Annotated in this window: 22 protein-coding genes; 14 read left to right on the forward strand and 8 right to left on the reverse strand. The window is 50.6% G+C overall.

Features of this window, described 5'->3' with window-relative positions; genetic code table 11:
• Positions 1 to 29 precede the first annotated feature (29 nt).
• From VV089_RS21485 to add, 14 genes are all read left to right on the forward strand, one after another.
• Positions 30 to 845, forward strand: a complete 816-nt coding sequence (locus VV089_RS21485) for a sorbitol-6-phosphate dehydrogenase subunit (RefSeq protein ID WP_334337327.1) — start codon at positions 30 to 32, stop codon at positions 843 to 845.
• Between the two features lie 16 nt (positions 846 to 861).
• A complete protein-coding gene (locus VV089_RS21490) occupies positions 862 to 1,956 on the forward strand; it encodes a 2-dehydropantoate 2-reductase N-terminal domain-containing protein (protein WP_334337328.1) in 1,095 nt (364 codons plus the stop codon).
• 242 nt (positions 1,957 to 2,198) lie between these two features.
• Positions 2,199 to 4,049 (forward strand): beta-glucoside-specific PTS transporter subunit IIABC, encoded by a 1,851-nt coding sequence (locus VV089_RS21495; protein WP_334337329.1) that lies wholly within the window; start codon positions 2,199 to 2,201, stop codon positions 4,047 to 4,049.
• Positions 4,046 to 5,500, forward strand: a complete 1,455-nt coding sequence (locus tag VV089_RS21500; protein ID WP_334337330.1) for a glycoside hydrolase family 1 protein — start codon at positions 4,046 to 4,048, stop codon at positions 5,498 to 5,500. Before VV089_RS21495 ends, VV089_RS21500 begins: the two co-directional genes overlap by 4 nt.
• 30 nt (positions 5,501 to 5,530) lie before the next feature.
• Positions 5,531 to 6,376: a PRD domain-containing protein gene (locus VV089_RS21505; RefSeq protein ID WP_334337331.1), complete on the forward strand. Its 846-nt coding sequence runs from the start codon at positions 5,531 to 5,533 to the stop codon at positions 6,374 to 6,376.
• Positions 6,377 to 6,648: 272 nt separating this feature from the next.
• Complete coding sequence (locus tag VV089_RS21510; protein WP_172541221.1) at positions 6,649 to 7,704, forward strand: ABC transporter substrate-binding protein; 1,056 nt, start codon at positions 6,649 to 6,651, stop codon at positions 7,702 to 7,704.
• Between the two features lie 15 nt (positions 7,705 to 7,719).
• Positions 7,720 to 8,058, forward strand: a complete 339-nt coding sequence (locus tag VV089_RS21515; protein WP_172541220.1) for a P-II family nitrogen regulator — start codon at positions 7,720 to 7,722, stop codon at positions 8,056 to 8,058.
• Positions 8,059 to 8,067: 9 nt separating this feature from the next.
• On the forward strand, positions 8,068 to 9,216 hold the full coding sequence (locus tag VV089_RS21520) for an ABC transporter ATP-binding protein (protein WP_334337332.1): 1,149 nt from the start codon (positions 8,068 to 8,070) through the stop codon (positions 9,214 to 9,216).
• Positions 9,200 to 10,054, forward strand: a complete 855-nt coding sequence (locus tag VV089_RS21525; RefSeq protein ID WP_334337333.1) for an ABC transporter permease — start codon at positions 9,200 to 9,202, stop codon at positions 10,052 to 10,054. The genes VV089_RS21520 and VV089_RS21525 overlap by 17 nt, the downstream gene beginning before the upstream one ends.
• A 177-nt stretch (positions 10,055 to 10,231) precedes the next feature.
• Positions 10,232 to 11,032: an ABC transporter permease gene (locus VV089_RS21530; RefSeq protein WP_334337334.1), complete on the forward strand. Its 801-nt coding sequence runs from the start codon at positions 10,232 to 10,234 to the stop codon at positions 11,030 to 11,032.
• 59 nt (positions 11,033 to 11,091) lie between these two features.
• Positions 11,092 to 11,541 carry a GNAT family N-acetyltransferase gene (locus VV089_RS21535; RefSeq protein WP_334337335.1) on the forward strand — a complete coding sequence of 150 codons (450 nt, stop codon included), beginning with the start codon at positions 11,092 to 11,094 and terminating at the stop codon, positions 11,539 to 11,541.
• 140 nt (positions 11,542 to 11,681) lie between these two features.
• The gene (locus VV089_RS21540) at positions 11,682 to 12,107 is read left to right on the forward strand and encodes a cytidine deaminase (protein WP_334337336.1); all 426 of its coding nucleotides are present in this window, start codon (positions 11,682 to 11,684) and stop codon (positions 12,105 to 12,107) included.
• Positions 12,104 to 14,164, forward strand: coding sequence for a hypothetical protein (locus tag VV089_RS21545; RefSeq protein ID WP_334337337.1), 2,061 nt, complete (start codon positions 12,104 to 12,106; stop codon positions 14,162 to 14,164). The genes VV089_RS21540 and VV089_RS21545 overlap by 4 nt, the downstream gene beginning before the upstream one ends.
• A complete protein-coding gene (gene add, locus VV089_RS21550) occupies positions 14,161 to 15,144 on the forward strand; it encodes an adenosine deaminase (protein WP_334337338.1) in 984 nt (327 codons plus the stop codon). The genes VV089_RS21545 and add overlap by 4 nt, the downstream gene beginning before the upstream one ends.
• A gap of 93 nt (positions 15,145 to 15,237) precedes the next feature.
• Here add and VV089_RS21555 read toward each other — a convergent pair whose 3' ends face one another.
• The 8 genes from VV089_RS21555 to VV089_RS21590 form a co-directional block, all read right to left on the reverse strand.
• Positions 15,238 to 15,528: a hypothetical protein gene (locus tag VV089_RS21555; protein ID WP_334337339.1), complete on the reverse strand. Its 291-nt coding sequence runs from the start codon at positions 15,526 to 15,528 to the stop codon at positions 15,238 to 15,240.
• Positions 15,515 to 15,790 carry a BrnT family toxin gene (locus tag VV089_RS21560; protein ID WP_334337340.1) on the reverse strand — a complete coding sequence of 92 codons (276 nt, stop codon included), beginning with the start codon at positions 15,788 to 15,790 and terminating at the stop codon, positions 15,515 to 15,517. Before VV089_RS21560 ends, VV089_RS21555 begins: the two co-directional genes overlap by 14 nt.
• 106 nt (positions 15,791 to 15,896) lie before the next feature.
• Positions 15,897 to 18,248, reverse strand: coding sequence for an ABC transporter permease (locus VV089_RS21565; RefSeq protein ID WP_334337341.1), 2,352 nt, complete (start codon positions 18,246 to 18,248; stop codon positions 15,897 to 15,899).
• A complete protein-coding gene (locus VV089_RS21570; protein ID WP_334337342.1) occupies positions 18,232 to 18,927 on the reverse strand; it encodes an ABC transporter ATP-binding protein in 696 nt (231 codons plus the stop codon). The genes VV089_RS21565 and VV089_RS21570 overlap by 17 nt, the downstream gene beginning before the upstream one ends.
• Before the next feature lie 65 nt (positions 18,928 to 18,992).
• A complete protein-coding gene (locus VV089_RS21575; protein ID WP_334337343.1) occupies positions 18,993 to 20,219 on the reverse strand; it encodes a sensor histidine kinase in 1,227 nt (408 codons plus the stop codon).
• Between the two features lie 59 nt (positions 20,220 to 20,278).
• Positions 20,279 to 20,962 carry a response regulator transcription factor gene (locus VV089_RS21580; protein ID WP_172541663.1) on the reverse strand — a complete coding sequence of 228 codons (684 nt, stop codon included), beginning with the start codon at positions 20,960 to 20,962 and terminating at the stop codon, positions 20,279 to 20,281.
• A gap of 246 nt (positions 20,963 to 21,208) precedes the next feature.
• Positions 21,209 to 22,114 carry a S1 RNA-binding domain-containing protein gene (locus tag VV089_RS21585; RefSeq protein WP_172541662.1) on the reverse strand — a complete coding sequence of 302 codons (906 nt, stop codon included), beginning with the start codon at positions 22,112 to 22,114 and terminating at the stop codon, positions 21,209 to 21,211.
• A 91-nt stretch (positions 22,115 to 22,205) separates the two neighbouring features.
• The gene (locus VV089_RS21590) at positions 22,206 to 23,543 is read right to left on the reverse strand and encodes a B12-binding domain-containing radical SAM protein (RefSeq protein WP_334337344.1); all 1,338 of its coding nucleotides are present in this window, start codon (positions 23,541 to 23,543) and stop codon (positions 22,206 to 22,208) included.
• Between the last annotated feature and the right edge of the window lie 38 nt (positions 23,544 to 23,581).

Below are 23,581 nucleotides of genomic sequence, written 5' to 3' on the forward strand. Positions count from 1 at the left end.
ATTACGGAACTGGAATAGGAGAATCGAGAATGAATAGTAAATGGATTGATTTGGAAGGTAAGACAGTAGTTGTCACAGGTGGGGCTATGGGAATCGGGGAGGCCATCGCTGCGGATCTGAAGGGCTGCGGCGCAAATGTGGCAGTCTTCGACGTAAGCGAACCCAAGGATTATAAGGAGGATGAGCATACTCTGTTTATCAAGGCGGATATACGCAGCAAAACGGAGATGGAAGCAGCGGTAAAACAGGTGGTGCAAAAATTCGGCACCATTGACGGACTGGTGAACAATGCCGGCGTTACCCGTCCGCGGATTCTGGTGGACTACTACAAGCAGAGGCCCCAGTACGAGCTGAGCGAGGAGGACTTTGACTTTATGGTGGGCGTCAACCAGAAGGGCACCTTTACCGTTACCCAGGCAGTAACCCGGGTGATGTTTGAGAAAAAGGACGGCGTTATCATCAATATGTCATCCTGTGCAGGCCTTATGGGCTCCCGGGGACATAGCTGCTATTCCGCCACAAAGGCGGCCATTCACGGCTTTACCATGTCCTGGGCCAAGGAGCTTGGGCCCTTTGGCATACGTGTGGTAGGCGTAGCGCCGGATATTCTGGACCGGACACCGGCCAACAACGATGAAAAATACCGCGCCCAGGCATACGGAAGAGGCTGGGATGTGGATACGAAGCCGGAGAAATTCTTTGAGAATTACAAAAGCTCTATCCCTCTTGGCAGACCGGGGCATCTGTACGAAGTGGCTGATTTGATCTGCTACCTGGTGTCCAGTCATGCTTCTTACATTACAGGTGTTACCATTCCGGTTTCCGGCGGAAAAAGCAAAGGATAAGGGAAAGGGCTTAAAGATGAAAAAAGCAGTGATCATAGGCGCAGGACAGACAGGCCGGGGATTTATTGCGCCCATTTTACAGGAAAACGGCTATGAGCTTGTATTTCTGGACAAGGATCAGGAGCTGGCGGAACAGCTAAAAAGAGAAGGCCGTTATGAGGTACGCTATTTTGGAAATCAGAAAGAAGCCCGTACAGTAAGCGGCTTTCGGGCCTTTTCCATGGAGGAGCCGGAGGCTGTGGGGGAGACGGCGGAGGCGGATGTGGTATTTGTCAGTGTGTTCGCAAGCCATATCCCGGAGCTGACGGAGCATTTTAAGGTTGCGGCAGCGAAGCGGAAGGACGGACGGCTGACCATTCTCTGCTGTGAAAACGGCGTGGATGTAAAACGGCCTCTTGTGGAAAGCGGACTGGAAGCGGTGATCAGTGAGGGGATTATTTTCTGCACTACCTTAAGGCCAAGGCCGGACAGCCTGGATCTGATCAGCCAGGACTATCCGGAGCTTCCGGTGGACGGGAGTGTGGAAGGCCTGAATATTCATATAGAAGGAATACCCCTGGAAATGAATTTTCCTGCGTTGATCCAGAGGAAGATTTACACCTATAACTTTATCAGCGCCATTGTGGCCTACCTGGGAAGCTATAAGGGATATGAGGTTTACGGGGATGCAGCCAATGATGAGGAGATTGCAAGGGTAATTGCAGATACTGTTCCGGTAATCAGCCGTGTTATCGGCAGGAAATACCAGGTGCCCTATGAGGTACAGGAGGAATTCACAAACCGGGCCGTGTCCAAATTCCGGAACCGGGAGATTTACGATACCATTTACCGGAATGCAAGACAGGCGGAGCGGAAGCTTGGAAGGGAAGAACGCCTGCTTACACCCCTGCGCCTGGCCTGGGAGTACCGGGAGGATACAAGGAACATGGAACTGGTAACAGCAGCGGCGGTTTTTTACGGAATCCACTGTGAGGGGATGAAGGCGGAGGCTGTTCTGGCTGATATAAAGGAGCTGCTGGATGAAAGGACAGCCCGGCGGATTGCCGGGATCTTGGAGGGGCTTGAGGGAGGGCAAAGCCTGCCGGAGCTTTCTGCTGATTCGTTTTTTTAAGGAGATGGCAGCGTCAATGCCGATTGTCCTGACATTTTGAAGATTTTAGGAATTATCCATTGATTTTGTGGGAAGAATCTGTTAATATATCCTCTAAGTAGACATGTCACTGGTAATGCAGGCAAGATCGAAAAAGGATACAATCACAGGTATGATTGTGTGTTTTTTCGATCTTTTTTATTGTTGATTTTTGGCCAAAATCACAGTAAAGAAAAATAATAACAGGAAAAGGAGAATGTATTATGGCAAAAGATTATGCAGGTACCGCCAGAGAGGTATTAAAACTAGTCGGCGGTGAAGAAAACATAACACATTTGGAGCATTGTTCTACAAGACTGCGTTTTTCTATTGCAGATGGAGGAAAGGTAGAAAAGGACAAACTAAAAGCAGTATCCGGAGTTATGGGAGTGATTGCCAGTGGGAACCAGTGCCAGGTGGTAATCGGAAATGACGTTATAGAAGTATATGATGAGCTTATGAAGATGGGAAAGTTTACCGGAGGGAATGCGGCGCCGTCTTCCGGAGAGAAGAAAGAGATTGGAGCAGCCATTTTGGATTTCATGGTAGGCGTGTTCCAGCCGCTGGTTCCGGCAATCGCAGGGGCAGGTATTTTGAAAGCTATGCTGTCTCTGTTCACAATGATGGGGATTATGAGTTCCGGAAGTGCATGGTATACGGTGCTTTATAATGCAGCGGATGCAGCCCTTTATTTTCTGCCGGTTCTGGTAGCAGTAACCATGTCTACCAAGCTGAACTGCAATCGTCTGGTAGCGGTATCCGCAGTTGGAGCCATGATTTTGCCCGGTATGACAGCAGCCATTGGGGAAGGCCTTACTCTGGCGGGATTCACGGTACAGAATATTGCCTATACGTATCAGGTGTTCCCTGCAATTCTGACGGTAGCACTGCTGTATTATGTTGAGAAGTGGGTTACAAAGATCTCGCCCAAACCAATTCGTGTATTCTTTGTTCCGATGATTTGTTTTATTGTCGTAGTTCCTCTGGCGCTGCTGGTGCTTGGACCTCTTGGATACAATGTAGGACAGCTTTTGACAACAGCAATCCTGTTCCTGTATGATAAGCTTGGATGGCTGGCAGTGGGACTTTTGGCGGCAATCCTGCCGTTTATGATTTCTATGGGCATGCATAAAGCATTGGTTCCCTATGCAGTTACTTCTGTGGCGGAAATGGGGGAGGAGCTTTTGTATATGCCGGCATCTCTGGCGCACAATATTTCAGAGGGCGGCGCATGCTTTGCGGTTGCGCTGAAAACAAAAGACACGGAGCTTCGCTCAGCAGCCGTTTCAGCAGGAATCTCAGCAATCTTTGGAATTACGGAACCGGCTTTGTACGGTGTTACCATTCAGCATAAACGAGCTTTATACGGCGTCGTAATCGGAAGCTTTGTAGGCGGCATTACCGTAGGTCTTGCAGGACTGAAAGCATTTGTTGCTATGGGGCCGGGCCTTGCAGGAATGGCGATGTTTGTGGATGTGAATAACGGCATGAATATTGTGTGGGGGTTTGTCGGCTTTGGTGTTGCGCTGGCAGTATCTTTCATTGCTACATTCGTTCTTTTTAAGGATGCAGAAGCGGCGGAATCACAGGCGCCGAAGACAGCTGCAGGTGAGAATGCCGTATGCAGCCCTCTTGACGGCAAGCTGATTGATATTACCGAGGTAAGGGATGAGGTGTTTTCCGCAGGCATTCTGGGTGACGGTATGGCAGTGATTCCGGAAAAAGGAGAGCTGTATGCACCGGTGGATGCAACGGTTGACACAGTATTTGATTCAAAACATGCCATTTCTTTAATAGGGGATAACGGCGCAGAGATTTTACTGCATGTTGGTCTGGATACGGTAAAGCTGGAGGGGATGCATTTTGAACCTCAGGTGAAAAATGGGGATCGGGTAAAAGCAGGACAGCTTTTGATGAAATTCGATATTAAAGAGATTAAAAAGGCCGGATATGATATAGTAACACCTATTATCATTACGAATTCAGATAAGTATAAGCTTTCAAAGGCAACCGGCGGATTGGTATCAGTAGGAAATCCGGTGATTGGACTTGAGAAAAAGGAGGATGACAGATGAGTTTTCCAAAAGGATTTTTGTGGGGCGGCGCTGTTGCAGCCAATCAGGCAGAGGGTGCATGGAATGCAGGAGGCAAGGGCTGGAGCGTTGCGGATGTAGCCACCTATAAGCCTGATACGGATGTAAAAGATTACAAAGCCCATGTGATGATATCCAGCGATGCGATTAAAAAGGCTATGGAGGACACGGACGAGACGTTTTATCCAAAGCGCCGGGGAATTGATTTTTACCACCATTACAAAGAGGACTTGGCATTGTTTGCTGAGATGGGCTTCAAAGTGTTCCGTCTGTCCATTGCATGGACACGTATTTTCCCCACGGGAGAGGAAGCGGAGCCCAATGAGGAAGGCCTTGCTTATTATGAAGATGTATTCAAGGAAATGAAGCGGCTGAATATAGAGCCGTTGGTGACCCTTTCCCATTATGAGATGCCCCTTGCCCTCAGCATGAAATATAACGGCTGGGCGGATCGCCGTGTGATAGACTGCTTTGTGCGGTTTAGCAGGGTGTGCTTTGAGCGTTTTGGCAAATACGTAAAATACTGGCTCAACTTCAATGAAGTGGACAGTATTATCCGTCACTCTTTTATTACTGCCGGGATTATACCGGATCTCTGTGGGGAAAAAGGAGAACTGGCCTGTTGTTACCAAGCCCTGCATCATCAGTTTGTAGCGGCCGGAATTACTGCCCGATTGCTGCGCGAGACGGTTCCGGGCGCACAGATGGGATGTATGCTTACAAAGCTGATGACATTTCCCAGGACATGCGCTCCGGAGGATGTGGCTGCCACACAGTATAAGAACCTTGAAAATATGTTTTATTCCGATGTTATGGTATTTGGAGAATATCCGAGGATGATATTACGGGATCTGGAAAAGCGTGGATTTGAAATTAAGATGGAGCCGGGAGATCTGGATATTATCAGGGAAGGAACTGTGGACTTTGTTTCCTTCAGCTATTATATGAGCATGACAGAATCCGTGGATCCAAATGCGGAACGTACTCCGGGGAATACGGTTCTGGGAGTGAAGAATCCGTATCTGTCTACCAGTGACTGGGGCTGGCAGGTGGATCCGGTAGGGCTTCGGATATCGTTGATTGAACTGTACGATCGCTATAAGAAACCTCTTTTTATTGTAGAAAATGGAATTGGCGCAAAGGATACGGTGGAAGAGGACGGTTCAATTCATGATCCTTACCGTATTGAATACTTCCGCAGTCATTTTAAAGAGATGGAGAAAGCCATAGACGCTGGTGTGGAACTGATGGGATATACAAGCTGGGCTCCCATTGACCTGATATCTGCATCTACGAATCAAATGAGTAAGCGGTATGGATTCATCTATGTAGATCAGGATGATTGCGGCAAAGGAACCTTGAAGCGCAGCCGTAAGGACAGCTTTTACTGGTATCAGAAAGTAATCCGCACAAACGGGGCTGACATGGAATGAAGATTTAACCGGGGGGGGGTGGAGGAGAAGGTGCCATATATAAAAAAGATCTTGAATTATAGTGTGCTTCTTGTAGAGGATGAGTCGGAGGAAGAATTTATTATTCTTCAGAAAGGAATCGGCTTTGGAAAAAAGGTCGGCGATGAGGTGGAGATCCGGACCGAAAGCAGGGTTTTTGTACCGGTTGCGAAAGCGGACCGTTCGCAGCTTCTGGAGCTTTTAGGGGAGATACCGCCTTTGTACCTGGAGATTACACAGAAAATTGTGGCTTTTGCGGAGGCATACCTGAGCACTTCTCTGAATGAGCATATTTATCTTACGCTTACCGATCATCTGCATTTTGCAGCAGAGAGGTTTGAGAAAAACATACTCATTGAGAACCGGGTATTCTGGGAATTGAAAACCTTTTATCCGAAAGAATACCAGGTTGGCCTTTATGCCCTGTCGCTGATAAAGGAAAGGCTGGATATCACTCTGCCGGAGGAGGAAGCTGCAAATGTGGCCTTCCATATTGTAAACGCACAGAAAGAAGCGGAGGTACAATATGATGCTATGCGGGCATCAAAGCTTATCAGCAAGGTTATGACTACGGTCACTTATGTGATGAATTGTCAGCCGGATAAGGAAAGCATCCATTACTCTCGCTTCGTTAGCCATATGCAGTATTTTGCAGAGCGCTTTTTTACAGATAAGATGCTGGAATCCGAGGATGACTTTCTTTATAATCAGATGGAATCAAGCTATCCAAAAGCAATATCATGCGCAGAAAAGGTGCGGACACTTATTGTGAAGGAATACGATAAAGCCATCAGCAATGAGGAAGTGGCCTATCTTGCCGTTCATATACAGCGGCTTGCTTCCAGACAATGGAAATAGGGAAAATTGAAAAAATAAGTAAAAAACCATTGACGTCCCTCGCACTTTTATATATAATGCAAAGTGCGAGGGAACGTTATAGAAAAAAGAGCCTCGCCTAATATGGTGGTTTCATCCGGCAGCGGGTGGAGTTCATTGGTTAGAAGCACATAGGACGGGAAAGTCAGTAAAGCTTTCTGCAGTCCTATTTTTTTATGCATTAGCGCTTTTTAAGAGGAATATTACGGAACTGGAAACAGGAATATTCCGGAACTGGAATGGAGGAGCAGAGGATGAAAAGAAGAAGCAGTGTGCTGTTAATGGCAGCGGTACTTTTTGCGGCGCTGTTTTCCGGATGCGGAAAGAAGGAGAGCGGTGAAAAGCTGTATGTGTACAACTGGACGGAATACATTCCCCAGGATGTCTATGACGCTTTTGAGGAAGAGACAGGGATCAAGGTGATAGAATCCACATTTTCCTCCAATGAGGAGATGCTTGCCAAGCTGACGGCAGGGGGCTCCGACCAGTATGATCTGGTAATGGCGAGCTGTTATGTGGTAGAGGCCATGGCAGAGCAGGATCTGATCCAGCCGATTCACAAGGAGAATCTTGAGAACCTGGGAAATATCAGCCCCTCCGCCCTGAACCAGGATTTTGATCCGGACAATCAGTACACCATTCCCTTTATGAGCACCATCACCGTGATTGCGGTAAACAAGGAGAAGTGTAAGGAGCTGGGCGTGGAGATCAAGACCTTTGACGATCTTTTGAATCCGGCCTTGGAAAATAACATCGTGGCGGTAGACGATGTCCGTGAGATTGTGGGAATTGCCTTGAAAGCCCAGGGACAGGATTCCAACAGCCGCGATCAGGCAGTTATCGAGGCAGCCCTTCCCTGGCTTCTGAAGCTGCAGCCTAATATCAAGGCATACGACAGTGACAGTCCCAAGACCCTTCTGGCTGCCAATGACGTGGCAGTGGGTATCGTCTACAATACGGATGCCGGAATGGCGATCAAGGAGAACCCCGACATTGACGTGGTATTTACAGAGGAGCCCTGTCAGATTTCCATGGACAACTTTGTAATGACAGCCAATGCCCAGAACGTGGAGAATGCGGAGAAGTTCATAGACTTTATCCACAGGCCGGAGATTTATAAAATGATTCTGGACGAATTTCCAAGTGTGTGCCTCAATGATGGAGCTTTGGAGCTTCTGGACGAGGAATATCTGAACAATCCAGGCAGCAATGTGGAGGCCTCCGAGATTGAACGGGCCGATATGATCGGCGAGGTAGGCGATGCGGTTGTCTGGTACGACGAAGTATTTACAAAGATGAAGACAAATTAAAAGGCGGTGGCTGTTATGAAAAAGATTGAGATTATCACAAGGCCGGATAAGCTGGACACCATCAAGAAAATTCTGGCGAGAAATGAATACTCTGGTATGACGGTGAGCGCAGCCATGGGCTGCGGACGGCAGAAGGCGGATGCAAAGGACTTTGAGGAGCTGAACCTTGATATGAACCTGCTCCCAAAGATTCATGTTATGACCGTAGTCTGGGACGAGGATCTGGAGGAGATTCTCTGCGAGCTCCAGCAGAAGCTGACTACGGGAAGCGTGGGAGACGGGAAGATATTTATTTCAACCATCGATGATGTGATGCGGATCCGGACAGGAGAGCGCGGATACAAGACGCTGTAGAGGGAGATTATGGAACAGACGAGAGATAAAGTGATTATCAGTCTGAAGGATGTGGATAAGAGCTTCGAGGATGAGCGTGTGGTAAAGCGTCTGAGCCTTGAGGTGGAAGAGGGGGAATTCCTCACCATGCTGGGACCTTCCGGCTGCGGCAAGACCACAACCCTGCGGATGATAGCGGGCTTTGAGTACCCTACCTCCGGCCAGATCTTTCTGGAGGGCGTGGATGTGGAGAGCAGAAAGCCCAACGAGAGGGATGTCAATACAGTATTTCAGAATTACGCCCTGTTCCCTCATATGAATGTATTTGACAACATTGCCTTCGGCCTGGTGGAGAAGAAGGTGAAAAAGGACGAGATCCGCCGCCGGGTGGAGGAGATGATTAAGCTGGTGCGCCTGGACGGCCTGGAAAAGAGGATGCCCTCCCAGATGTCCGGCGGACAGAAGCAGCGGGTGGCTATAGCCAGGGCGCTGGTGAACCGTCCCCGGGTGCTTCTCCTTGACGAGCCTTTAGGAGCCTTGGATCTGAAGCTGCGCAAGCAGATGCAGGTGGAGCTGAAGCATCTGCAGAGGCAGCTTGGCATTACCTTTATCTATGTGACCCATGACCAGGAGGAGGCCCTGACCATGAGCGACCGGATTGCGGTTATGAACCAGGGCAATCTGGAGCAGGTGGGAACGCCGGAGGAGGTCTACAACCATCCGGAGACCAAGTTCGTGGCTGATTTTATCGGGGAGTCCAATATCATCGAGGGCTATATCGAGGAAATGGACGAGGATGCCATCTGGGTGACCATGGAATCGGGAAAGGCACGGATCGGCGAGACGGGCTACCGTCTGGAGGAGATGGTGTATCTCTGCGTGCGGCCGGAGAACCTGAAGCTTGCAACAGAGCCTGTGGAGGGCTTCCGGTTCCGGGGGCAGGTACGGGAGCATATCTTTGTGGGCTCCATCAATAAAACTCTGGTGGAACTGCCAAACGGCCAGATGTTAAAGGCAGAGACACCGGCGGAGGATGAACTGATTCCCGTGGGAACCGTGGTAAATGTCTACTGGAATCCCGGCAAGGTGGTGGTAATGCGCACCACAGAGGAGCAGATCTACAATGTGATTGAGCAGTCTGTGGAGATAGAGGGAATGACCAATGATCAAATCTTTTAAAAAACGCCTGGGGATTCTGACGACTGTGGGGCCTACGGTACTCTGGCTGGCTCTGTTCCTGCTGATTCCCCTGGCCTATGTGATAGGAATCAGCTTTCTGACAAAGAATGCTTACGGCGGCGTGGATTTTACCGTGACCCTTTCCAACTATGCGGACCTGTTCCAGAGCGAGTACGGGAAGGTATTTGCAGATTCCCTGCTGCTGTCCCTGGAGACTACGGTGATCTGTCTTCTGGCAGGCTATCCCTTTGCCTATATTATTGCAAATGCCCCTAAGAAGTGGAAGCCTTTTCTGGTTCTGCTTCTGATGCTCCCCTTCTGGACGAATTCGCTGATCCGGACTTATGGGTGGAATACCCTGCTCCGGACGGAGGGGATAATCAATCACTTTCTCCAGTGGACCGGTATCATAGAACGTCCTCTGGAGATGCTTTACACGGACGGGGCGGTGCTGCTGGGTATGGTGTATGCCCTTCTGCCCTTTACGGTGCTGCCGATTCATACTTCCATTGAAAAGCTGGATCCGTCTCTGCTGGAGGCGGCTGGGGATCTGGGTGCGGGAAAGGCGCATGTATTTACCAGGGTGATTCTGCCGCTGACCATGCCCGGAATCTTTGCCGGATCCATTCAGACCTTTATTCCGTCCCTGGGATTTTTCTTTATCTCCGATATGATGGGCGGCGCAAAGACGATGTATATTGGCAACCTGATAAAGAATCAGTTTTTATCCGCAAGAAACTGGCCGCTTGGAGCGGTGCTTTCCATAGTGCTGATAGTGATTACACTGATCCTGATGCGGCTCTACACCAGAGTGGGAAGTCTGGAAGATATGGCATAGGCATGAGCCGTGCGGAAAAAGATATACTGTGTCAAGCGTTGTGCTTGCACATAAGATTGGCACAGTATATCTTTTTCCATAGGGCGAAGCCCGTCCAACGAAATGACGCGAAGCGTTATTTCGATGGAGCACGGCGGAAGCAGCCGAGAAAGCAGAAAATTTAGCAGGAGGATAGACATGAAAGAGCGAAGAAAAGTACGTGAATTCAAGCCAGGCAGCGTGTTTTATGCCTGTCTCATTTACCTGTTTTTATATCTTCCTATTTTTGTGGTAATCGCATTTTCTTTTAATACCTCCAAAATGAATATTACCTTTAAGGGTTTTACCCTGGAGTGGTACGGGAGGATGTTTGAGAACCGGCAGCTGATGCAGTCCTTTTTTAATACCATCATTGTGGCCGGAGTGAGCACGGTTCTTTCGGTGATCATCGGAACGCTGTGCGCCCTGGGACTGTACAAGTTTGAATTCAAGCTGAAAAATGTGCTGAGCAGCTCCCTTTATATCCCCATTGTGATTCCGGAGCTGGTATTTGCCATTGCCTTGCTGATTTTTTTCACTTCCTTAAATGTGAGCATGAATATGGCGACGCTGATTATATCCCATGTTACCTTTTCCATGCCCTTTGTGGTGATTACCGTCCGGGCAAGGCTGGCCGGCTTTGACCGCTCCATTGAGGAGGCGGCAAGGGATCTGGGGGCCAATGAACTGCGCACCTTTCTGCGTGTGACCCTGCCCATGATTTCCCCAGGCGTGCTCTCGGGAGGAATGCTTGCCCTTACCATGTCCCTGGACGATGTAGTCGTCAGCTTTTTCACGGCCGGGCCGGAGAGTACCACGCTGCCTTTAAAGATTCTCGGTATGGTGCGCAAGGGCGTATCCCCGGATGTGAACGCCCTGTCTACTTTGATGATTGTGGGGACGATTGTGATTCTGCTGACATCGACCATGATTCAGGGCCGGCTGGAGCGGAAGCTGTAAAAGGCAGAGGCACAAGAAATAAGAAATTAGAAAAGGAAGGAAAGGAGTTTTTTGAGCCGATGTTTCATATAGAGAGAATGCAGGAGCATATGCGGGGGGAAGTGCTTCCTATGGTAAAGGAATTCTATCAAAGTGACGCAGTCAGTCATCCGGTGGAGGATTCTGTTCTGGAGCGCACCTTTGCGGATGCCGTAAGCGAAGATCCTGTCGTGGAGGGGCAGGTGCTGATGGAGGATGAGCGCATCGTGGGCTTTGGCTATACGACCATCTATTACGCCTGCGAGACAGGCGGAAGATGCATGATGTTCGAGGAGCTTTTTCTCAAAGAGGGAGCAAGAGGAAAGGGCTATGGAAGCCGTTATTTTCAAGAGATGTTCGAGCGGCACCCAGAGGTACGGCGTTTCCGCCTGGAGGTGTCCAGAAGCAATGAGGCGGCTGTGCGGCTGTATGAGCGCCTGGGATTTTCCTTTTTGGAATACGACCAGATGGCGCTGGACAGGGAGGTATAAGATATTACGAGACTGGGAAACAGTAATATCCCTTAAAATGCACAAATCAATTTGCAGACACATGTTTTTGTGGCTGAAAATTGATTTCATACCCGTGGATTTTGAGGGATATTACGGAACTGGAATAGGAGGATTCAAAAATGGATTACAAAGAGTTGATGAGGCAGGCAATTGAGATGAGAGAGAGGGCTTACACCCCTTACTCCGGCTACCAGGTAGGAGCGGCGCTCCTTTCCAAATCCGGAACAGTATACCGGGGCTGCAATGTGGAAAATGCCGCTTATTCTCCTGGAATCTGTGCGGAGCGCACAGCCTTTGTGAAGGCAGTCAGCGAAGGAGAACGGGAGTTTTCCGCCATTGCCGTTATCGGCGGAGCGGCGGGCGGTTCCCTGGAGCTTGCGCCGCCCTGCGGTATCTGCCGCCAGGTGATGAGGGAGTTCTGCAATCCGGACACCTTTGAGATCGTTCTGGGAACAGGCCCGGAGGATTACAAGGTGTATACCCTTTCACAGCTTCTCCCCTTAAGCTTCGGGCCGGAGAATCTGGAAAAGCAGGAAAACGTATGACAGACAGTTTAAAGAAGATTTTTCTGAAAAGGGAACTGCTTTTGTTCCTTTTTATGGCGAGCTTTGGGCTTTTCAAGCAGTTTTTGATCTATAATCTGCCCATTATGGCAGTGCCCAAGGGGATCCACGATGATTGGATTATGGTGCATCTGGCAGAGACTCTGCGAAATGGACAGTGGCTCGGGGAATACAATGATCTGACTCTGACCAAGGGGATGTTTTTTCCCTTGTATCTGGCCGTGTGCAATTTTTTTCACCTGTCCTATCTGAATGTAACAGCCTTGTGCTATACCATAAGCTGTATGCTTTTTGTCTATGGCCTGCGTCCTCTTTTGAAGAAGACCTGGGCCATGGGCCTTTTGTATCTGGCGCTGCTGTGGAATCCGGTTTCTTATTCTGTGCAGGCTTTTCAGAGGGTGTATAGGAACAGCATTTCCTATATCCAGGTGCTTCTGATCTTCGGCGGCTTTCTGGCACTTTATCTCCGGAGGAAGGAGCCTTTGAAAAAGCAGGCGCTCTGGGTGCTGGCAGCGGCCTTTGGAACGGTGAGTTTTTTTTATACACGGGAGGATGCCATCTGGGTGGTGCCCTTCCTGCTTGTGTTTCTTGCAGTTTATCTTGGAAGTGTCTTCTGCCTTTTTCGAAAGACAGGGGAGAGAGCGTATATCGGAAAAGGAATTCTGGTTCTGGTTCCGTTTCTGTTCCTGTGGCTGACCGGGCAGGTGATTGCCGCCCAGAATGAAAGCCATTACGGAATCCGCACCACCAATGAGCTTCAAGACAGCGGATTTGCTAAGATGTATAAAAGTATGATGGCTGTAAAGCCAAATGAGGACATTTCCGGGGTGACGCTGACCAGTGAAAAGCTTGCACGGATGTGTGATGCATGTCCCACCTTAAAAGAGCTGGAGCCCTATTTTCAGAGCAGCAAGGAATTCTGGGCCGGGCCGGAAGGGGACGCAGATGTCTGGGAGGTCCGGGACGGCTGGGTGTTCTGGATCCTGCGGACGGCCCTGGCCCAGGCCGGTTATTATGAAAACGGCGCGATGGCGGATGAGATCTGTCTAAAGATACGGGACGAGCTGGAAACGGCCATGGACGAGGGAACTCTTGAACGGCAGGCAACTATGCCCTCCACTTATATGTCGCCCTGGAGAGAGGAATACCTGGTGGATCTGTTCGTGGCTTTGGGAAAATCCATTGCCTATACTACCTCCTATGAGGAAATGGAAACCCTTGTATATCTTTACAGCGAGCCGGACGAGAACGGCGGAAATCTGCTTTTTGAGCGGATAACCGGGGATAAGACGGTGTGGTATGAGTCCGATATGATAGAACTGGCAGGATGGTACGCAGTCTATGAGGGGATGGAAGACATAACGCTCCGGGCGGAGACGGCAGAGGGAAAGATCCTTGAGACGGCTGAATTCCTGGACAGCGAAGATATCGCCGCTTATCTGGAAGGGACAGGTCGGACAGTGCCGGGAGCAAAGAAGTGCCGTTTTCATTTAAAGCTCTATGTGGAGGACAAGTCCCAGCCAATCTATCTGAAATCTTACCGGGACGGGAAGCTTCTGGATACCTATGAGCTGGGGACGGATTCGGACGGCTTTGAGACGGAGAGGGCGAGGCTGAATGTGGATTGGTACTGGGATGTTCCGGAGAGGCACGGGCTGCTTCAGAGGATCGCTTATAAAGGTGTTATTTTGAACGGGATCCGCCAGGTTTACCACTATAGCGGAGGCGTGCTTGCGGCTCTTGGCTTTGGGGCGTGGCTGTTTTTGAGCGGACTGCTTTTGCGAGGCCTGTGGCTTGGATTGGCGCGGAAGAAGAAAACGCTTAGTGAGCAGACTGTGTCGGAGTGGCTGGCGCTTACTTCCCTGCTGTTCAGCTATCTGGTGCTGCTTGGGGGGATCTCATATTCGGAGATCTCCGGGTGGAATGCCATTTTGTACTGGTATCTGTCAGGGGCTTATCCGGTGATGATTGCTTTTGAGGTTCTGGCAGCGCTGTCTGGGGTGAGGATATTACGGAATTGGAATAGGAGAACGATATGATTGATTTACATCTGCATTTTGACGGATCGCTGTTTCCGCGGACGATTCTGGAGCTGGCGGGAGAGCAGCAGATTCCCCTTCCGGCAGAGGATCCGGATGAACTGAAGCTGTTTTTGACCGCTCCGGAGGACTGCGGGAGTCTGAATGAATATCTGGAAAAGTTTGATCTGCCCCTGCTGGTGCTTCAGACAAAGGAGGCTGTCCGCAAGGGAATGTACACCCTTCTCTGTTCTCTGCGGGAACAGGGTATGCTGTATGCAGAAGTGCGCTTTGCGCCTCAGTCCCATCTTAGAAAGGGGCTCACCCAGGAGGAGGTCGTCAAGGCGGCTGTTCTTGGAATGCAGGAGGCTGCGGCAGGGTCATTCTTTAAGGCAAAGCTGATTCTCTGCTGTATGCGCGGCACGGACAATCTGGAAGCGAATAAAAAGACCATTGAGACAGCCGCGGCTTACCTGGGACGAGGCGTGGCGGCTATTGATCTGGCAGGAGCTGAGGCTCTGTATCCAACGGCGGATTTTGAGGAGCTCTTCGTATATGCAAAGAGCCTGGGCGTACCCTATACCATTCATGCAGGAGAGGCGGACGGCCCGGAGAGCATTGAGGCGGCCCTGCGCTTTGGGGCGTCCCGTATCGGCCACGGTGTCAGGGCACAGGAGGACGAAGGGCTCCTGGCCCTTTTGAGGGAGCGGCAGATTCCTTTGGAGATGTGTCCCACAAGCAATGTGCAGACAAAGGCAGTGGGGAGCTTCTGCGATCACCCGATTCTTACATATCTGCGCTCCGGCTTAAAGGTGACCTTGAATACGGATAATATGACAGTGTCGGATACGACCATAGAACGGGAATACAACCGGCTGTCCGGGGAACTCGGCATGACGGCAGAGGAGAAAAGGCAGCTTTTATATCATGCTGCGGATGCGGCCTTTCTGACAGAGGAAGAGCGCGGACGGATGAAAGATGTGATTGGACGGATTGTGTAAATTTAAGCAGATGAAGCTGCGGCTTTAAAAAACATGCACTTATGAAGAACCGTGAGGTATCTCATAAGCGCATGTTTTTAGAGCAAGGTAATGTTACATTACATTATATTCGGAAACAGCTTTATCAAGTAATTTTCCTAATATCGCAATGTAATCAGCGCCCATATGTTTCACTTTTTCGATAGTAGAGGGTGATACATACAAGGTAAGTAATTCACCGGGATAAGGTTTTGCTTTTCTTGCAGCCACAAAAGCCTTTTCCATATCATCAGTCATTTCAGGAGAATCTTCATCATAAGTAATGGGCAGCTCTTTGGCTTTTGCAAGTACTTTTTTTTCTTCCTTCGTTAGTGCGGCTGTTTTATCCAATTCAAATGTTACCATAATATACTCTCCTTTCTTTTGCAGTTGCGAGACGCGCAGAGATTAATCGAATATTCATGTATCTTTCTGTATATACAACGAAGAGGACTTCATCTGCCAAGCCGATAGTAATATATCTGTCTTCGTTTATACTATGTGCTTTATCATAAATCTCTATGCGGTTTTGATCTAAGAAAACTTTTGCTGCTGTTTCAAACGGGATACCATGTTTTTGAAGGTTAAGCGCAGCTTTCTCTTCATCCCATTCAAATTTTATTGTCATACAGTTTCCCTCATCTAGATAAAAGCTGAAATGTTTTGGTGCTTCTTTATATGAAAAGTATACCATAAAGCTATAGATAAATCTATTTTCATTTTAAATAAAAGGGCTATTGCGAATGAATCACTTCCGTAATATCCATTCTCCGGATCTGTCTCCCCGGACGCAGCACTGCGGCGGCGGAGGCGGCGAGCACCACCAGGACGATCAGCCCCAGGGCCCCGAAGGGAATCTCATAGGGCGTTCCCCAGCGTGCCGTGACCAGATATTGGTACAAAAGATAGTGAAGGGGAAGTCCAAAAATGCAGCCAATGGCACAGCCGGAGAAGGCGTATGCGCCGGTCTCCGCCGCAAGCATTCTGGTAAACTGCCCACAGCTCATGCCGATGGCCCGCATGGATCCATACTGCCGCATCCTTGCAGAAGCGCTCATGGAAATGCTGTTGACAATATGAAAGCAGGTAATCAGCACAATCACCATGAGAAAGCCGTATAAAAACAGGGAAAAGGCCCAGAAGGCGCCGCGGTTATCCTGGTTGGAAAGACGCTGATCGGAGAACAGAATCTTATCCCCGGCCAGAGACCGGATGCGGTTTACGTCCTCGTCCGAAGCATGGCGTGTCAACTGCATATCTAGGATAGTATAGCCCGATTCTCCGGTCAGACGCCGGAAGGTATCCTCTGAGCAGATGAGCCGCTCTGTGCCCTGGACGCCGTCGATGGGACAGTGGGACAAGATTCCGGCAACCGTCAAATCACCCAGATCCGTGTGGATGACCTCTCCAGTCTTAAGGGACTGTCCCCCTGCATCGTGGACAGCCAGCACATAATTTCCCTCCTCTATCATTTTTGACAAATCCCCTTCCAGAAGATAATCTGCTTCTTCCGCCCAGTTAAACTGCTGCAGATCGTAAGAGAAAAGCATGATAGTCTGCTCCTGTTCACGAATCCGGGCCGGCACATCATAGGCAAATGCTCTTCCGTAGACACGCTTTACACCGGGACATCCGGCAAGCTTTGCGGCAAGGCCAGAATCCAGCGAGCAGGAAGAATCCGGACTGACAATGGACAGATCCGGCGTATAGGGACGCAGCGGCGTGATGGCATGGTGCATAAAGGCAGTTGAGGCATAAAAGGACAGAAAAAGTATGATGCTTAAGGCAAAGGAGCAGGTCATCAGAAGAAAATTCTTTTTCCGATGCAGTGCGTGCTGAATGCCAAGGGCCGTTTCTATGCGGCAGACATTGATATTGGCGGCCTTTTGAATTCCCTGTACCATATCCGTATTGCCGTTTACTGCGGTGACGGGAGAGACACGGGAAGCTTTTTTTGCCGGGGAGCGGGCGGCAAGAAGTACGGTTATAAGTCCGACGATGATACCGGCCAGAATCCCGGGCATGCTGATGCCGAATATGGGCATTTCAGCAAAATACATGGAACTCAAGTAACGGAGTGCGCCGCACAGTCCCCAGACGGCGGCCACAGCCAGAAGGATGCCTATGGGAATGGCGGTCTTGCACCAGTTCAGAGCCTCCAGGCATACAAAGCGCCGGATCTGCTTTGGAGAAGCGCCCAGACAGCGGAGCAGCCCGAAGAATTCTGTCCTTTGTGCAATATTGCTGTTCATGCTGCTGGCTACCATAAGGACTCCGGCTGTCAGAACCAGAAGAAACAGGATACCGGCAGTCAGATATAGTCCTGTGATAAAGGAATCATCGCTAAAGCCCAGAAGCCCTAAAAGGGCCGTATTTTGTCCGATCTGTTCCTCTGTAAGTCCAAACTGCTCCCGGACATCACGGATGGCTCTGCGGATGTTGCAATGCTCGGAAAATTGGACATAGTAGACCATATCTGCATCCTCCGCTGTCTGATGGACCTGACGGTACAGGGACTGAAAGCCGGTTAGAGGGAGGAAGGCAATGACAGCGTCCGTTTTCATTGCAATTTCATTGTCCATGCCGAACCCTGAAACGGTAAGCTCCCGGGAAGGGCCCTCCGGGGTGAGAAGGGTAACGGTATCGCCGATCTGAATGCCTAAAACCTCTTTGGAGGAATTGGTTAAAATTACTTCGCTGTCTGTTTTTGGAAAGGAGCCTTCGGTGAGCTCATACTTCATAATGGAGAGCATGGAAGGCTCGATTCCGCAGACGGAAGCTTGTTTTCCACCGATGGAGTAGTCTTCTTTTAAGCGGTAGTTGAGTACGTTGTACCAGGAGGAGGCGGTCACATCCGGACGCTGTGCCAGGATGGCGGCATCTGTTTCCGAAAGATTGTGAATCGAGATGTGCCAGCTGCCGTAGCGTTTGATGGCCTGGAGCTTCTGGCTGCGGATCTCCATGTCGGCCATGCCGAAGATAGAGGTAACGAGAAAGACGGCCAGAACGATGCACAAAAGGGTCATGCGGTTTTGTTTTTTGTGAATACGGGCGTAGGCAGGGATCAGACTAAGATAGCTTTTCATCGCGGTTTCCTCCCAGATCTGTTAAAATTCCATCGGATACACGAAGCACCCGGTCAGCGTAGGCGGTGAGGCTCATGTTGTGGGTGATCATCAGTATGGTCTGCCGGTATTGATGGGCTGCATGGGTCAGAAGCTCCATGACTTCCCGGCTGCTTTTGGAGTCCAGGTTGCCGGTAGGCTCGTCAGCCAGAATCAGCATGGGATTATGGATAAGCGCCCGGCCGATGGCGGTGCGCTGCTGCTGGCCGCCGGACAGCTGGCTTGGGAGATGGGTGCGGCGGTTGGCGAGACCAAGGACTTCCAGGAGCTCGTCTACTTTTTTCGGGTCAGGCTTCTGGTAGTCCAGGAGCAGGGGGAAGATGATGTTCTGTTCTACGGTCAGCTCTGGGATAAGCTGGAAGGATTGGAAGATGAAGCCGATGTTGCGGCGGCGGAAGACAGTACGTTCCTGTTCGGGCATGGAGAAGAGCTCCTGGCCGTTTAGGAAGATTTGGCCGGAGGTGGGGGTGTCCAGAGCGCCGATTAGATTTAAAAGGGTGGTTTTGCCGCTGCCGGATTCGCCTACGATGGCGGTGAATTCGCTTTTCTGCATGGTGAAATCAGCGTTTTTTAGGGCTTCGACCTGGGCGGGGGCAGTGCCGTAGGTTTTGCAGAGATGGGATACGTTTAGAAGTTCCATGGGTTTAATCCTCCTGTTTTCTTGGTAGTGTAGCATGGGGAGGTGACAATTGGGTGAAAGGGGGCTTACGGTTTTGTAAGGTTGGGGAGGGTTAGGGTGAAGGAGGCGCCGGATCCTGGGGGGCTTTGGGCGGTGAGGGTTCCTTCCTGGCCTTCGATGATGGCTTTGGCGAGGGGGAGGCCTAGGCCGGTTCCGGGGGTGGTCTGGCTGGAGCTTCGGTAGAAGCGTTTGAAGATGTGGTGTAGGTCGGATGGGGGGATTCCGGGGCCGTTGTCGGTGATTTGAATTCGGGTTTCCAGGGGGCTTTGTTCGGTTAGGATGGTGATTTGGCTGCCTTCAGGGGTGTGATCCAGGGCGTTTTTTAGGAGGTTTCCTAAGGCTTCGGTGGTCCAGGCGGGATCGCAGTGGATGGTTCCGGCGGGATTTTTTGGGAGGTGGATTTGCTTTTTTTCTGTCTTGGCCCGCAGGGTTAGGGGTTCCAGGGCTTTGTCCAGCAGTGTGGTTAGGGGGCAGGGTATTTTCTGGAAGGTGATGCTGCCTGTGTCTAGACGGGCTATTTTCAGTAGGGAGAGGATGAGGGTTTTCATGCGCTCGATGGCGGCTTCGGATTTTTGGGCGAAGGCGCGGACGGTGTCGGGGCGGTCGGGTTCTTCCAGGAGGATTTCGTTGTACATGGAGAGGGCGGCTAAGGGGGTTTTTAGCTGGTGGGAGATGTCGGAGATGGTGTTTTTCAGGAATTCTTTTGTGTGGTGTTCGGCTTCCTGGCCGGCTTTCAGGGCGGCGGCCATGTGGTTGATGCTGCCGAACAGACGGTAGAGGGTGCCTTCCCCGGTCTGGGGCAGGAGGGAGTCGAAATTTCCTGTGGTGTAAGCGGAGACGGTTTCGATGGCTTTTTGCTGGAGGCGGTTCTGGAGGAGGAGGTAGCGGAGGAGGGCGGCTGACAGGAGCGTGAAGAGGAGGAGGGACTTAAGGAGAAGCGTGAGGGTTTTGGAGGGGGAAAGGGTGGGGATATACCAGGAATCGGTGTTTTCGTGAAAGCCGAGCTTGGCGAGAAGACGGTCTCCTTCCGGGGTTGCGGCTGTGTTTGTGAGGGATTGGGCTGCATCTTCCTCGGATACGCCCAGCTCCAGCAGGGAGGAGGCGACGGCGCGGTTTTGGGTAAGGAGAAGCTCCTGGATCTTTTGGCTGTGGTTCCAGGCGTCTGCCAGATCGAATAGGATGCTTAACAGGAAAAGAAACAGGATGGCGGCAAGGAGCCTGCGTGCGGCTTTATCTTGTAACACGTTATTCATAGGATTACCTCTTTTTTGATGCTTGTGATGGCTTTTGCTGGCAGTGGACGGGCTGGGGGTTATGGCTTCCATTGATATCCAAAGCCTCTTACGGTGATTAGGTGTTCGGGTTGTGAGGGCTCTTTTTCTGTTTTTTCGCGCAGGCGGCGGATGTAGACGGACAGGGTGTTGTCGTCTACGAAGCTTCCGTTTCCGTCCCAGAGTTCGTCGAGAATCCGGCTTCGGGGAAGTACCTGTCCGGCGTTGCGGGCCAGGAGGCAGAGGAGGCGGTATTCGCCGGCGGTCAGATCTAGGGGCTGATCGTTTAAGAGGGCCTGGCTTTTGGTGAAGTCCAGGAAGAGGCTGCCGCACTGCAGGCCTTCTGCCGGTTCGGACAAGCCTGTACGGCGTAAAAGAGCGCGGATTCGTGAGAGCAGCTCCCCGAGACGAAAGGGCTTGGTGATGTAGTCGTCTCCGCCGCTGTCCAGGCCGCGGATGACGCTGAGCTCTTCATCGGAGGCGGTGAGAAAGATGATGGGAACCTTCCGGTCTCTGGAGCGTACCCAGGTGCAGACATCGAAGCCGGTGCCGTCGGGGAGGGTTACGTCCAGAAGCAGCAGATCGTAGGGAGCGCCTTGTTCCAACAGGGAACGGGCCTGGGCCGTGGTACGGGCGATATCCGGGGAAAAGCCGTTTTTCTCCAGGGTGTATTTGAGGCCGTCGATGAGGCTTTCGTCATCTTCTAAGAGTAGAATACGGTTCATTTTTATATTCCTTTCTTGTATAGCGTCTGGAATGCATCCCCCTATGGGGGAACAAGGTAGTACCCCATTAATGCATCCCCCTGTGGGCGGACTTCGTCCGGTAAGGTACAATCAACAAGGGGACCGCCCGCAAAGCTTTGCAGCTTCTTTTGCGGACAGCCCCTCATACAGCAAATACAGTCCGGCGTATCATACGCCGATTATTTGAAATAAAAGCAATTGTGTACAAAGCGGTACTTTATACACTTACAGCTTAATGTTTTTAAACAGATCTCCCAAACTGGTGGTAAGCTCCTCGCTCTTGGGCAGAACTACTCTTTCTTCGCGGATTTCCTCGGCAGCTGCATCATTGAGGGCCTTCATGCTTAAGGAAAGCTTGCCGTCCTTGACAGCGATCACCTTTACCTTCACGGTATCGCCCACCTTCAGCACGACATCCGGGCTCTTGATGCGCTTCTCGGAAATCTGGGATACATGCACCAGGCCGGAAAGGCCGTCTCCCAGGTCGATGAAAGCGCCATAGGGCTGAATACTCTCTACCTTGCCCTCGGTTACCAGGCCGATCTCCACATTGGAAATCTTGTTCCGGCGCGCCTCGGCAGCCTTCTCTCGCAGGATCTCTCTTGCGGACAGCACAAGCTTCTTCTTTTCCGGGTCTACGGTGATGACATGCACCTGGATCTCTTTATTTAAGAAATCCTCCAGATTCTCCACATAGCTTAAGGAAAGCTTGGAGGCTGGAATAAAGCCCCGGAGTCCTTCTACATAGGCGATAACGCCGGCATTTACCACGCCGCCTATCTTTACGGTCAGAACGGTTTCATTTTCCAGATACTCGGCAGCCTTTTTCCAGGCCAGCTCGGCAGCGGCAGCCTTTCTGGACAGAAGAATGTGTCCCTGCCCGTCATCGGGGCGCAGCACGGTAGCCGTTACCTCTTCTCCCAGCTGTACGTCATTTTTAATGGAAAATGACGGATCTTCGGAATAATCCTCCAGACGGATGATGCCTTCGGTGTAATATTTCAGATCCAGGGTTACCTCTGTCTCAGACACACCGATGACGGTTCCTGTCAATACATCCCCTTCCTGTACTTTGCGGAAGGAGGCTTCCAGCTCGGTTGCATAGTCGTCCATAGTCAGTTTTTCTTCCATGATTGTTACCTCTCTTTACTTATATATCTTTATCACACGTGTCCGGTATCCAGTGCCAGAAAAATGACAGGGACGGCCGTCCGCGAAGGATTCACTTGTTGCGAAGCCCCTCTTGAAACAGAAGTCTTCGGAAAATATGCTTGTAGTCGTTAAGCCGCAGGAAGCGGTAAATGCCTTTTTTCTGTGCCAGGCGGAACAGATCCATCACCAGGCGGAAATATTCCAGATAGAAACGAAACCGGCTCAAATGCACCGGCGGCACGACCAGGTGCATAAAATCCCACTTTTCCGGCTCTGTGGTAAGCAGGCGCTTCTCATACTGCCGGTAGAGGGCAGTGCCGGGAATGGGCGTAAATATGGAAATTCCCGTATAGGCAAGATCCATGCTGTGAATAAACCGGCGCAGGTTTCGAAAATCCTTCCGGCGAAAACGGATATCCACGATAAACAGGCCCACCGGATGAATGGACAGCTCCCGAAGGAGGCGGATGCAGGCGCAGTTGACATTGAGGGAGGTTCCCTTGGCATAGCTGTCAAGCTGCCGGTTGCTGACGGCCTCCAGGCCGACCATCACATACTTAAGGCCGATGTCAGCCAGGGCTTTCATAAGCTTAGGGTTTGCCGTGATAAAATCAGCTCTGCCATAGCAGATAAAGGTCTTATGGATATTATGGCTGCGGATAAGGGCGATAAACTGCCAGAGCCGGTCCGCATCATAGAGAAAATCGTCGTCTACAATCTGGATGTTGGGGCTTATAATCCCCTGAAGCTCTTCGATAACAAGGGAAAGCTCTCTCTGATAATACTGTCCGTTGTTCAGAGTCCTTCCGTAGCAGAAGGAGCAGTGATGAGGGCAGGAAGAGCTTGTCTTTAGGAGAGCCACGGGATGGACGTCCAGGTAGCGGTACTTGTCCAGATAACGCTCCATATGGCTCCGGTCCGGAATGGGAAGCCGGTTGATATCAAAGGCTTCCACAGGATTCATTTTCCAGCCCTCACAGGTATCATAACAGAGACCGTCGATCTTTTCAAAGGGTTTTTGCTGCAGAACATCTAAAATCGCATAGATATTGTCAGAACGGCAGACGAAATCAATATAGGGTTCAAAAAAGCGCTCCGGGTTCTGCTGTGCGTGGGAGCCGCCGGCCAGGGTGAGAATACCAGGGTCAAAGGCCTTGGCCCGCTTAGCATAATCTTTAATTCGATTTTCCTGTGTGATGTATCCGGTGACTGCGACGGCTGCGGGATGGTATTCCAAAAGCAGTTCCTCAAAGGTATGGGGATCCGCGGCAGCCTCGAAGAGATAACAGGGGATTCCCGCCTGGTGAAGCATGGACGAGATGTATTCCAGCTCCAGCGGTTCCGTGCGCAGAGCCATATCCAGGGAAAAACCGCTGTCTGCAGCTTCCGGTTTTACAAGTAGTATCATCATTTTTTTCCGGTTGTTTTTAAAAATAGTTCGTTTAT

The sequence above is a fragment of the Candidatus Merdisoma sp. JLR.KK011 genome (assembly GCF_036941125.1).
In the GTDB taxonomy this organism is placed as follows: domain Bacteria; phylum Bacillota; class Clostridia; order Lachnospirales; family Lachnospiraceae; genus Laedolimicola.